Origin of the sequence: Chitinophaga sp. CCNWYY40, assembly GCF_037483205.1 — a bacterium.
Taxonomy (GTDB): domain Bacteria; phylum Bacteroidota; class Bacteroidia; order Chitinophagales; family Chitinophagaceae; genus Chitinophaga; species Chitinophaga ginsengisegetis.
In genome coordinates, this window is record NZ_JBBHLF010000008.1 from 343,490 (window position 1) to 355,972 (window position 12,483).

9 protein-coding genes and 1 other RNA gene are annotated in these 12,483 nt (G+C 46.9%); 4 read left to right on the forward strand and 6 right to left on the reverse strand.

From position 1 onward, the window contains the following. Positions 1 to 5: 5 nt before the first annotated feature. Positions 6 to 1,028, forward strand: coding sequence for a hypothetical protein (locus tag V7S65_RS29285; RefSeq protein WP_336389096.1), 1,023 nt, complete (start codon positions 6 to 8; stop codon positions 1,026 to 1,028). After that, positions 994 to 3,324: a hypothetical protein gene (locus V7S65_RS29290; RefSeq protein ID WP_336389095.1), complete on the forward strand. Its 2,331-nt coding sequence runs from the start codon at positions 994 to 996 to the stop codon at positions 3,322 to 3,324. Before V7S65_RS29285 ends, V7S65_RS29290 begins: the two co-directional genes overlap by 35 nt. On the opposite strand, the gene V7S65_RS29295 is transcribed toward V7S65_RS29290, so the two are convergent. After that, positions 3,325 to 4,560 (reverse strand): ABC transporter permease, encoded by a 1,236-nt coding sequence (locus V7S65_RS29295; RefSeq protein WP_336389094.1) that lies wholly within the window; start codon positions 4,558 to 4,560, stop codon positions 3,325 to 3,327. A 170-nt stretch (positions 4,561 to 4,730) separates the two neighbouring features. Here V7S65_RS29295 and V7S65_RS29300 point away from each other — a divergent pair, with 170 nt between their 5' ends. After that, a complete protein-coding gene (locus tag V7S65_RS29300) occupies positions 4,731 to 6,023 on the forward strand; it encodes a type IX secretion system plug protein (protein ID WP_079470713.1) in 1,293 nt (430 codons plus the stop codon). Between the two features lie 56 nt (positions 6,024 to 6,079). Here the strand turns inward: V7S65_RS29300 and V7S65_RS29305 are convergent, their stop codons facing one another. From V7S65_RS29305 to ffs, 5 genes are all read right to left on the reverse strand, one after another. Continuing rightward, complete coding sequence (locus tag V7S65_RS29305; protein ID WP_111577855.1) at positions 6,080 to 7,393, reverse strand: NAD(P)/FAD-dependent oxidoreductase; 1,314 nt, start codon at positions 7,391 to 7,393, stop codon at positions 6,080 to 6,082. A 1,120-nt stretch (positions 7,394 to 8,513) separates the two neighbouring features. After that, positions 8,514 to 9,224: an MIP/aquaporin family protein gene (locus V7S65_RS29310; protein WP_079470711.1), complete on the reverse strand. Its 711-nt coding sequence runs from the start codon at positions 9,222 to 9,224 to the stop codon at positions 8,514 to 8,516. Between the two features lie 34 nt (positions 9,225 to 9,258). Next, entirely contained in the window at positions 9,259 to 10,752 is a 1,494-nt protein-coding gene (gene glpK / locus V7S65_RS29315) for a glycerol kinase GlpK (protein ID WP_336389093.1), read from the reverse strand. 172 nt (positions 10,753 to 10,924) lie between these two features. Beyond that, positions 10,925 to 11,575 (reverse strand): fructose-6-phosphate aldolase, encoded by a 651-nt coding sequence (gene fsa / locus V7S65_RS29320; protein ID WP_079470709.1) that lies wholly within the window; start codon positions 11,573 to 11,575, stop codon positions 10,925 to 10,927. 122 nt (positions 11,576 to 11,697) lie between these two features. After that, an RNA gene (gene ffs, locus V7S65_RS29325) (signal recognition particle sRNA small type) lies at positions 11,698 to 11,797 on the reverse strand. Between the two features lie 202 nt (positions 11,798 to 11,999). Between ffs and V7S65_RS29330 the strand changes: the two genes are divergently transcribed. Then, complete coding sequence (locus V7S65_RS29330) at positions 12,000 to 12,443, forward strand: DUF5684 domain-containing protein (RefSeq protein WP_079470708.1); 444 nt, start codon at positions 12,000 to 12,002, stop codon at positions 12,441 to 12,443. Positions 12,444 to 12,483 lie beyond the last annotated feature (40 nt).

A 12,483-nucleotide genomic window follows, 5' to 3' on the forward strand; every position in this document is an offset into this window, starting at 1 on the left:
TACTCATGAACCCCCGGATACTGCTCATCATATTATTGCTTTCCTGTAACCACGCAGCGAAACGGAACGTAACACCCGCATTTTATTACTGGAAGCAAACCTGGACGGGCAACACCGCCGAACTGAAATACATGCAGGATCTCCCCGCAAGGCGACTGTATGTAAAACTGTTTGATGTAGACATCGACGAAGTTACCAAAGCGCCCACGCCGGTGGCTATATTCAGACAGAAAGCCCCTTTCCCTGCCGGCGTGGAAATAGTGCCGGTAGTATTCCTGATGAACGAAATATGGGCAAACCCAACCCCTCAGCTGGCGGCCAATGTATCCCGGCTGATGGAACAGCTGTGCGATTCCCTGCCCGCCACCAGCATAAAGGAAATCCAGCTGGATTGCGACTGGACCCAAACTTCCCGTGATGCCTACTTCTCCTTTATAAAACAGATCCGGCAAACACCTTTTTTCCGGGAGCGCCGCGTATCCGCTACCATCCGAATGTACCAGGTGAAGTACAAAGTACGCGCCGGCATACCGCCGGTAGACAGGGGACTGCTGATGTGCTATAACATGGGCGACCTGCGTAAACCGGGATCGCATAATTCCATTCTCGACATATCCGCTATGGAATCCTACCTGGGCGAACAACGGGTGGCAGCATATCCCTTACCTTTGGATATCGCTTTACCGTTATTCAGCTGGAGCGTTTTATTCCGCAACGGAACGGAGTATACCGGTATTTTAAGAAATATTGGTACGGAGGAATTACAGGATACCACTATCTTTGCAGCCGGTAGCAAGCAACTGTACACCATCAGAAAGGATACTACGCTGAATGGATATCCCTTAAAAGAAGGAAGCGTGATCCGGCGTGAAACCATTGATCAGCAGGCATTGGAAACAGCCGCGCAGTTAGTGGCAAAACAGTTGCAAACACCCGATCCGGTTATTATATTTTATCATCTTGATTCAACAACCCTGAAAAAATATCCATTGAATGAACTACAAAAAATTTGTCGTTTTTTTAATTAGCTTTTGTGCCGTTTTCTTTGGCAATGTAGTATACACCTTATCCTGCGGGCCAACACCGGACCCCTACGACTACTACGTTTCCTTTTTTAGTCCGTATGCAAAAGGCGGCGGTTACGAGCCTTTCTATTATACCGCCCTCACCAACTTTTTTGGCGATCCAACCCCATCAGAAGAAACGGCCAATGTTGCCGACTGGCAAAACTATGCAGGCAGCAAAGTAACGGCAAAGGATATACGTGAATGTATTTACACCTACCCGAAAGAGCAGCTGGCTGCTATTGCAGAAGGCAGTACCGCATTGCCGGATAGTGTGCAGAAGAACACCTTTGCACAGTTTCTGGGAAAAGAAAAGAACCGGGAAGCGGCACGCTACCTGCTGTTTGCGAAATCGTGCGAGCCTGCCGTGATCAATACCGATCCGTGGTCGGTACCGGAACGCAATACCCCGTTGCTGTCCGCATTGTATACAGAAGGGCAGGGGCTGCGTGATAAAGTAAAGGATAAAGATATCCGTGACCGTTATAGTTTCCAGCTGGTACGGTTGCAACATTATAGTAAGCAATACCGCGAAGCAGTTGCCTCCTTCGACCAGCTGTTTGACGGAAAAGAAAAGTCTTCCCTGGTATATTATAAAGCCCTGGCGCTGAAATCAGGCGCCTTACTGCATTTGAAGGACTCGGTGCAGAGCGCCTATTTGTTTTCCCGTGTGTTTGAGATGGCCCCATCGCTGCGGCTTTCCTGTTTTATCAGTTTAATATGGACTAACACCAGCAGCGAACAAATATATCCCCTGTGTAAGGATGACCATGAAAAGGCAATGGTAGCGGCTATTTACGGCTTTACCAATCCAGCGCCCGATGTAACCGCCATCCGCCAGGTGTACGCATTAGATCCCGCTTCTCCTGCCCTGAATATATTGTTAGCGAGAGAAATTAATAAACTGGAAGATGCTTACTTCAGCCCGGTGCTGATGGATGGACAGAATAACGGCATTGTGAGTATTCAGGATTATTCGCCTGCGGAAAAGAATAAGCTGCTTGCCAGGCTAAGCGGGTTACAAACCCTGGTGGATAGCCTGGTTCAAAAGGGCAAATTAAAAGATGTGGACTTATGGCGGGTTTCATCTGCCTACCTTTCCTATATCCGTAAAAATTACCCGGCGGCAGCACAACAACTGGCGGCCGTAAAAACAAAAGATCCGGAAGTAAAAGATCAATGGGAAATTGTGAACCTGCTGGTAAACATCAACCAGCAGAAAACGATCGACAGCGCCTTTGAATCGAAGCTGCTGGCATCTTTTAAATGGCTGGATACAAAAACTGCCGGCGCTGAAAGTTACTGGGATAGCTGGGGAAGAGGGGAAAATAAAAGCTTCTCTTTTAGTAAAACGTACCGTAATCTGTTGTTTGCCATACTGGCGCCGCGCTACCATGAGCAGGGTGATTTTGTGAAAGAATCACTGATCCGGGGCCGTTGCGATTCGCTGAAGATGAACGATTACTTTGTTTCTGGTCAAACCTCCATGGATCAAATCAACAACGATATGAACCCGGCCACGCTAATACGCCTGAAGGATTTCCTGCACCAGCCGGTTAAAACACCCTACGAATCTTATCTCGCAGGGTTCTTCCCCGAAGGTATTAACATGGATCAGGCGATAGGCGTAAGCTATATGCGCATCCATGATTTCAGCAGCGCGCGCGATTGGTTTAAGAAAGCTGCGCCCGGTGCGCTGGCCGTTTCTTACCAGGTATTCCATGATCAGCTGCAGGACTTTGGGGTAGACAGCGCTGAGGCGCCCTATACAAAACAAATTACACAGCTGCAGTTCTGCGAGCGCATGGTACAGTTGCAGGAGAAGATGAAAACAGCGCCGGTACCCGCAAAAGTATACTACGATTATGCGACCGCGTTATTCAGCATTTCCTACTATGGCAGAACCTGGAATTTTGTAAAAGACTACCGCCCGTCTACGCAGTGGTATTCCCCGGAATGCGATAAAGATGCTTTTGAGAAGCAGTATTTTGGATGCTACGCAGCAGAGAGTTATTATCTCAAAGCAGCGCAGGCCAGTACTGATAAGGAGTTCAGGGCAAGATGCGCATTTATGGCTGCCCGTTGTTCGCAAAAACATACGGCTAATAATGGCAACAGTGATCAGTATATCACTGCGTTGGTGCATAACCGTTACTTCCCTCTGCTGGCTGGCAATTATGGGCAAACGAAGTTCTACCAGCGGGCATATGACCAGTGCAGTTACCTGCGTGATTATGTGAAAAGTACGCGGAAGAAATAACTATTTAAACTGGATAGCCTTCACAGGTGTAATACGCCGGATGATCCTGGCCGGGATTTGCAGTATCAGTGTGCAGATAAGGAAGGTGCCCACGTTGATCAGTACAATATCCACCCAGTGAAGGGATACCGCTGCTACCGACATGTAATAGGATTCTTCCGGCAGCTTGAAAATGCCGGTGGCCTGCTGAAGGAAAGCAATGCCCAGTCCGAAGAAATCGCCGATCAGTATTCCCAGTATAACGATATAAGCCGCCTGGTATACAAATACTTTCTGGATATCCCAGTTGCGCATACCGAGCGCTTTGGCAATGCCTATCATGTTGGTACGTTCCAGAATGAGAATGAGAATAGCCGTGATCATGTTAATGATGGCAACTATGGTCATAATAACGATGATGATCAGTTCATTCTGGTTTTGCAGTTGCAGCCAGTCGAAAATATTCGGATAAATATCCCGGATGGTGCGGGTGAACAATTGGTCCGGCAATACGTTGTTATCCATGTACCGCGCTGTGGAATCCATGTTGCGGTAGTTATTGATGGATATCTCGAAGCCGCCTACCTGGTCGGGGTCCCAGTCGTTGAGTTTGCGTACCAGGTTAAGATCGCCGATCACATAGGTTTTATCATATTCCTCGATACCGGTTTTGAATATGCCCGTTACCGTTAGTTTGCGGGCCCGGGGTGGTAATCCGCCTCCCTGTATAAAATAGATAATGGCTTTGTCATTTACTTTCAGCTGCAGTTCCTTGGCCATGTATTCGGAGATCATAATTTCCGGTGCATAGGAGCTGTCGTTAAACTGTAGCAGTTTGCCCGCCTGGAGGAAACGTTTCAGCTGCGGCCAGTCGTATCCCTGGTCTATTCCCTTGAAGATGACGCCGTCTATTTCCCTTTCGGATTTAATGATGGCAGATTTGGTAGCGTAATTGCTGATGGTTTTAATACCGGGTGATGTTTTGATGCTATCTATCAGGCTTTTGCGGCTGTAGAAGGGGATTTCTTCTGTAAGCGGACCGGCATTGGGCTGGTATTCATTGATATGAATATGTCCCCAGAAGCTGAAGATCTTCTCCTGGATCACCTGCTGAAAGCCGTTTACCAGCGCTGTTGCCAGGATCATTACCGCTACGCTGATCGCAGTAGCGGCTACTGCGATATTGATAATGAATTTTGAGAAAGAAGATCCCTTATTGAAAGCAATCCGTCTGGCAATAAAAAATGATAAACGCATGGAACAAATATAGGGAAAAGCTGAAAGTGCAAAGCATAAAGCAAAAAGGGATGCCAACGGGTAATTGGGCGGGATAAATATTCTATCTTCGCCGGGATCATTTGCTACCTGGCTTTTGGCTTTCAGCTTTCCGCTTTTAATCGTAACTTGAATACTATCAATTACCTCGTATGCGTATAGCAGCATTAATTTTTACAATAGCTCTTGTTTCCTGTTTGTTTAACAACAGCACTTCGGCACAAGTGAATGTTATTACTCCGGACCATGTATACTACAACAACATCAAATCCGTGAAGTTTAACCAGAGCGGCGATCCGTTGAGCTTACCCATGTATACAATTGGTACCGGAGAAAAACTGGAACTGTCGTTCGACGACCTGGATAACGATGTGAAGAACTATTATTATTCTTTTGTGCTTTGCAACGCCGACTGGACGCCTGCCCAGGTAAACCAGTTTGATTATATGCGGGGATTTTCAGAAACCAGGATCCTGAATTACAAGTTATCCAGTGTATCGCTGCAGCGTTATACCCATTACAGTGTGCAGCTGCCGGGCACCAATAGCTACCCCGTAAAATCGGGCAACTACCTGTTGAAGGTTTACCTGGATAGTGATACCTCCCAGCTGGCATTTACCCGCAGGATGTTTGTGGTGGAAAATAAAGCCGGGATAACCGGGTTTATCCAGCAACCTATTGCCCCCAAACTTTTCCGTACACACCAGAAGATCAATTTTGAAGTGAATACCGGCGCCCTGAATATCCAGAACCCGTTTGACCAGATCAAAGTAGTGGTGCTGCAGAACTATCGCTGGGATAATGCACTCACCAAATTGAAGCCGCAGTTTATTAACGGCAACATTTTAAAATACAATGCGGAACAGGACTGTATAATGCCCGCCGGTAAAGAGTATCGCTGGATTGACCTGCGTAGTTTCCGGCTGCAAACCGAAAGGGTGCAGCGTTCAGAATATCATAGCAACAGTACAGATGTATTTGCGGTAATGGACCAGGAGCGGGCAGATAAGCAGTATCAGTTTATCAAAGATATCAACGGAAAATATTACCTGGCTACGCTGGATGATTATGATCCTAATTTTGAAGGGGATTATGCGTCTGTACATTTTTCATTTGGAGCGCCGGAACCTTATGCGGGTTATGAGATGTATATCTTTGGAGAGTTTACCAATTATGAGCTGAACAACTCGAACAAGCTTACGTATAATGGGGCCAGTCGTGCTTATGAAGGCACTATTTTCCTGAAGCAGGGCTACTATAATTATATTTACGGCATGGTAGATAAAACCACACCCAATGCAAAATTCAGTACGGATATGACGGAAGGAGATCATTGGGAAACGGAGAACAACTATACTATTTTGTTGTACTACCGGGCGCTGGGAGGAAGATCTGATGAGCTGGTGTCTTCAATTACATTGAATTCGATCCTGAACCGTAAGTAAGGAGTATATAAAAGCAACAGGGAGATGAATGATTTCATCTCCCTGTTGCTTTTTATTTATGCGCCGATGCTTTGGCGTAGTTTAACAATATTGGCGGCGCCGCGTTTGATGATGATGCGGGTACCTCTTTCGTAAGTGAAGTACCGGTAGAACCAGTTAATGAATACCACCAGTTTATTCCTGAATCCCAGCAGGCTGAGAAGGTGTACGATCATCCACGCTATCCATGCGAGGTAGCCGCTCATGCGCATACCGGCAAATTCAGCTACCGCCCTGTTGCGGCCAATGGTAGCCATGCTGCCGAGATCTTTATAATTAAATCCTTTCATAGGTTTGTTTTCCATTGAAAGCATCAGGTTGTGCGCTACATTTTTGCCTTGTTGAATGGCTACCTGTGCCACCATCGGGTAGCCTTTGGGGAAGCGGGGATCATTGGTCATCTGGGCAATATCGCCAATCGCATAAATGTTGGTAAATCCTTTGACCTGGTTTAATTCATTTACGATGATACGGCCGTTTGGCAGGATAATGTCTGCAGGGATACCTTTTACCGGGATGCCTTTTACGCCGGCAGACCAGAGGAGTGATTGTGTTTGGATCAGTTCCCCGGTACTGAGGGTAACAGTTTTGCCGTCGTATTCTTTTACGCCGGTATTGGTTAATACGCGGACGCCGATTTCCTGGAGGGCTTCCAGTGTTTGCTGCGATGTTTTTTCGCTGAAGGAGGGCAATACTTTTGGTCCTGCTTCAATGAGGTATACATTCATTAACGACTGGGGCAGGGTAGGATAGTCTTTCGGCATGATGTATTTGCGGAGTTCTGCAAAAGCGCCGGCCAGTTCCACGCCGGTCGGGCCACCGCCTACCATTACGAAATTGAGCTTTGGTTTTATTTCTTCGGGGTTTTGCAGCAGCAGGCTTTCTTCAAATTGTTTCACCACATAGTTCCTGATTTGTACGGCTTCTATGAGGGATTTCATGCCAATGGCATTGTCTTCAATATCTTTATTTCCGAAGAAGTTGGTGTTGCTGCCGGTGGCGAAAACGAGATAGTCGTAATGTATTTCACCGATACCGGTTTCCAGTATATTTTCTGTAGAGCGGATGCCCGTAACTTCCGCCATGCGGAATACAAGGTTACGCTGTTTTCTGAAGATGCCGCGCAGCGGGAAGGCGATGCTGTCTGGTTCCAGGCCGGCGGTAGATACCTGGTATAGCAGCGGTTGAAACAGGTGGTAGTTGTTCCGGTCGAGCAGTACTACCTGTACGGGTGCATGTTTAAGTTGTTTGGCAAGATTTACGCCGCCGAATCCGCCACCTACTATAACGATTCGCGGTTGTGTTGTTTCCGGGATGTTGGGCTGAATCATAATTCGTCATTTTATATGTTGCCGCAATTGCGATGATATGGTAACCTCTGTCAGTAACCACGGAATCCGGGAGTTTTTTTGGCAAACGGTGTACCGTTGTTAAAGATTCTCAAAGTTACGAAACTTTCAGAAAAAAATGAAACTATAGAGGAAGATTAGTGGGAGATTGTCGCGGAGGTTGTCTTGGTACCCTGATTAGGCTGATTTTACTGATTTGCCTTTTGTGATTTTGGGAGATTGGTGGGAGCGAAGAGCGTGAAGATCGTCCTGGAGCCGTGATGTTGCTGATTAGCTTTTCGTGATTATGAGGGATTTTCGGAAGATTTTGGAAGATTGAAGAGGGCGGAGGCTTTTCTGGTACCCTGATTAGGCTGATTTTACGGATTGGTTTTTGGTGATTATGGGAAGGATTTTTGGAAGATAGGGAGATTTGAAGAGAGCGAAGATGATCCTGCAGCGCTTATTTTACCAAGTGGCTTTTTGTGATTACAGGAGATTTTATAGAAGATTTGGAAGACGGATGGATAGCGTGTTGCCCTGTGACCATTATCAGGTTGATTTTACTGATTAGCTTTTGGTATTACCGGAGTTTTTTGGAAGATTTGAGGAGATTCATGTCTTGACCAGATTTTAATTCCTGTCTCCGGAGAATTGGTTTATTTTTGATTTTTGAAGGATTTCCGGAAGATTTACTAAAATTAGAAGGCTTTTACCATCGTTATTTCTTGAATAATTAAAAAAGATGAGCAGCAATGCCGCTCACTTACTTTCATCAGTATATCAGGACACCGGTTCACTTATATAGCTCCCCCATGAATAACCAGCCTACCTTCTTTCCTCTGTAATGCCCTGTGATAAAGGGTCTTCAGATCAAGTCCACATCCCCTCCACGTCACCTCCGCGTTATCTCCATGTATTAAGCATGTGCTAAGTATGTATCAAGCATGTGCAAAGCATCCGCAAAGTATAAGCTAAGTATCTCACCGTCAATCTTTAAATATCCCAGTTATCCCCGTCAATCTCTCCAAATCTTCCGAAAATCCCTCATAATCACAAAAAGTCAATCCGTAAAATCAGCGTAATCAGGGTACCGGGACAACCTTCGCAACAACCTCCGCACTTAATGAAGCCAGTATTGATACAGGAACGCTGCCGCCGCTGCGCCTGCCAGCGGGCCGAGAACAGGGATCCACGCATAGCTCCAGTCGCTGTTGCGTTTGCCTGGAATGGGCAGGAGGAAGTGCATAAGCCGTGGCCCCAGATCACGCGCCGGGTTGATGGCATAACCCGTGGGGCCGCCGAGCGACAAGCCGATGGCCAGCACCACGAAGGCTACAGGCAGTGCATCAAGCGAGCCGATGCCGGCGGTAGGGCCGGTGATATAAGAAATAGCCAGGATGAATACCATAGTGGCGATGAACTCCGTGAGGAAGTTGTACTTCGGATTGCGGATGGCCGGAATGGTGCAGAACACGCCCAGTTTGGTGTCGGCATCGGGCGTTTCATCAAAGTGTTTTTTGTAGGTGAGCCATACCAGGAAGGCGCCCAGCATAGCACCGGCCAGTTGAGCGGCTACATAGGCAGGCACTTCTTCCCAGGGGAATTTCCCCTGCAACGCCTGTGAAAAGGTAACAGCAGGGTTGAGGTGGGCGCCGCTGTATTTAGCGGTGGCATATACGCCGATGAATACGGCCATGCCCCATCCCAGGGTGATAACGATCCAGCCGCCCTGGTTGCCTTTGGATTTGTTGAGGATCACGCTGGCCACTACTCCATCGCCCAGTACGATGAGGAATGCGGTGCCGATTAGTTCTGCTAAATAAGGTGACATAAGCTGAAATGAATATTGATAAACGTGGATAAACTTATTCTTCGGTCCATGCCTGCGCTGCCCGGATGGCGCGTTTCCATTCCTTGCGCAGCCGTTCGTTTTCCGCGGGCTCCATTGCCGCGTCGAAAGTGGCATCTATTTTCCATTGCTGCGCAATGGTTTCGATGCTGTCCCAGAAGCCGATGGCGAGTCCGGCGAGGTAGGCGGCCCCCAGTGCGGTTGTTTCTGTGATGGTGGGACGTACTACCCTGACATTGAGCAGGTCGGCCTGGAATTGCATGAGCAGGTTATTTTTTGTGGCGCCGCCATCTACTCTGAGTTCGGTGATGGGCATACCGGCGTCTGCTTCCATTGCTTTCATCACATCCATTGTCTGAAAGGCGATGCTGTCGAGGGCCGCACGTGCAATATGTGCGGCAGTGGAGCCACGGGTCAGGCCCACCATTGTGCCGCGTGCATGCTGGTTCCAGTAAGGTGCACCAAGACCTGCAAATGCCGGCACCAGGTATACGCCATCGCTGTGAGGTACAGTAGCGGCGAGTTTTTCCACATCAGCAGAGTGGCGGATGATGCCAAGACCATCACGGAGCCATTGTACTACGGCGCCGCCAATGAAAATACTGCCTTCTAATGCGTAAGTGGTTTTGCCATTTATTTTCCAGGCCACGGTGGTTAACAGGTTGTTTTTGGAAGGAATGGGCTTATCGCCGGTATTCAATACCATAAAACAACCGGTGCCATAGGTGTTTTTTAACATGCCGGGCTGTGTGCATAACTGCCCGAAGAGGGCCGCCTGCTGGTCGCCGGCAATACCGGCAATGGGAATGCGGTAGGGAGTAAGATTGGCTTCTGAATAACCATATACTTCGCTGGACTGTTTTACTTCCGGCAGCATGGACGCAGGAATATCGAAGAGGGCAAGCAGTTCATTGTCCCAATGCATCTCGTGGATATTAAACAGCAAGGTGCGGGAGGCGTTACTCACATCAGTAATGTGGAGTTTGCCGTTGGAGAAATTCCATACCAGCCAGCTGTCGACGGTACCAAAGGCGAGTTCCCCGTTTTCTGCTTTTCTGCGTGCATCGGGAACGTTGTCCAGGATCCATTTTATTTTGGTGCCGGAGAAATAGGCATCTATACGAAGACCTGTTTTATCTTTGACGAGTTGTTCTTTTCCTTCTTTGATGAGGGAATCACAATAGGCGGCGGTGCGCCTGTCTTGCCATACAATCGCATTGTGTATAGGTTTGCCGGTCCGTTTATCCCACACAATGGTGGTTTCGCGTTGGTTGGTGATACCAATGGCGGCGATGCTTTCACCGGTTACTCTTAATTTAAGGATGGCTTCTGCTGCCACGCTGGCTTGTGAAGTCCAGATTTCCATAGCATCGTGTTCTACCCAGCCGGGTTGCGGGAATATCTGTTTGAATTCTTTCTGGGCAACTGCTTTGATGCTGCCATCATGGTCAAAAATAATGGCGCGGGAGCTGGTGGTGCCCTGATCCAGCGAAAGAATGTATTTTCCCATTAGCTTTTCGTTTAGTGTGTTACCGGGTTTACGTGGATATAAGCACTGAATTTAGATAAATTCTCCAACAAAACATGATCATCTCCCGGAGGGAAAAATATCAGGGTGTTGGATAAAAAAATCCCCGGCGCAATTACTGCACCGGGGATACACCATCTAAAAAATATTGAGACTACATTTTCTTTGCGTCTTCCAGGAACTTAGCCAGGCCGATATCAGTTAACGGATGTTTCAGCAGACCGAGAATAGATTCTAACGGGCAGGTACATACGTCGGCGCCCACTTCAGCACATTTTACAATGTGGAGTGCGCTACGGATAGAAGCGGCCAGGATTTCAGTTTTGTAACCCTGTAAGCTGTAGATCTGTGCAATTTGTGCGATCAGTTCCACACCATCCCAGTTGGTATCGTCAATACGGCCAATGAATGGAGAAACGTAAGCTGCGCCTGCTTTTGCAGCCAGGATAGCCTGACCGGCAGAGAACACCAGCGTACAGTTGGTTCTGATACCATTGTCGGTAAACCATTTGATGGCTTTTACGCCGTCTTTGATCATAGGTACTTTCACCACGATGTTCGGGTGGATAGCAGCCAGTTTCTTACCTTCTTCAATGATAGATTTAAAATCAGTAGATAATACTTCTGCACTCACATCACCATCTACTATTTCGCAGATATCTTCGTAATGTTTGATAATTGCAGCTTCACCCTTGATGCCTTCTTTAGCCATCAGGGAAGGGTTGGTGGTTACGCCGTCCAGAACGCCAAGATCGTGAGCTTCTTTGATTTGCGCCAGATTAGCCGTATCGATAAAGAATTTCATACTATGATAAATTAGTTGTCAGGAAATGAACATTTGAGGAGAAGCTGTCATTAGTGAAAGAGGTGGAGAAAATAGCAACCAGATACTATTGACAAGCAACTAATGACAATAAAAAAAGAAAAAAAAGGCAAGTTACTTATATCGCACCGCTACAACCACCTACCCTTGCTACATTCCTGTCCTGGGGGAGTTCAGTAGGAGCTGGTCGTATAAGACTTGCCGGTTGCAAAGGTAATATAATGCGCTGAATATCCAAATATTAGCAACAGAAATGTTGAAACTTTTTTTAAAACCGTAGGAATACGCATTCTTTTGGGGCTAATACTGATTACGCTATGTAATGGGAAAAATTATATATATTTGGAATGCAAACGTATCCTAAGTATTGTCATCATTCATTTTTAAAACAATATAAACCTCAATTATGGAAACAACCACTTATGAAGGCGGCAGCGTTTTTAGCGCCATATTCGGTACTGGTTTTATCATCTTCTGTTTAGCGGTTGCTGTCTTCTTTATCATCTGTTTGTGGAAGATATTCGAGAAAGCCGGCCAGGAAGGCTGGAAAGCGATTATCCCTATCTACAACGTTTATGTCCTCACCCAGATTATTGGCAAACCCTGGTATTGGGTAATCCTGATGTGTATTCCTTATGTGGGAATCATCTGGGGTATCTGGGCAACCAACCTGCTCAGCAAAAGCTTTGGTAAAACAGAAGGATTTACGGTAGGGCTGATATTGCTCGGTATCGTATTTTATCCTATCCTGGCATTTGACCGTACCATTGTGTACAAAGGACCGGCAGGCGATCCCACCCGTTTTAATAATGTAAATGAGGATCTGAATTCGATAGGAAAAACGGCCTGATCAAAATAACTGTAAGAAAAAGGCGGCTGAGATAATCAGC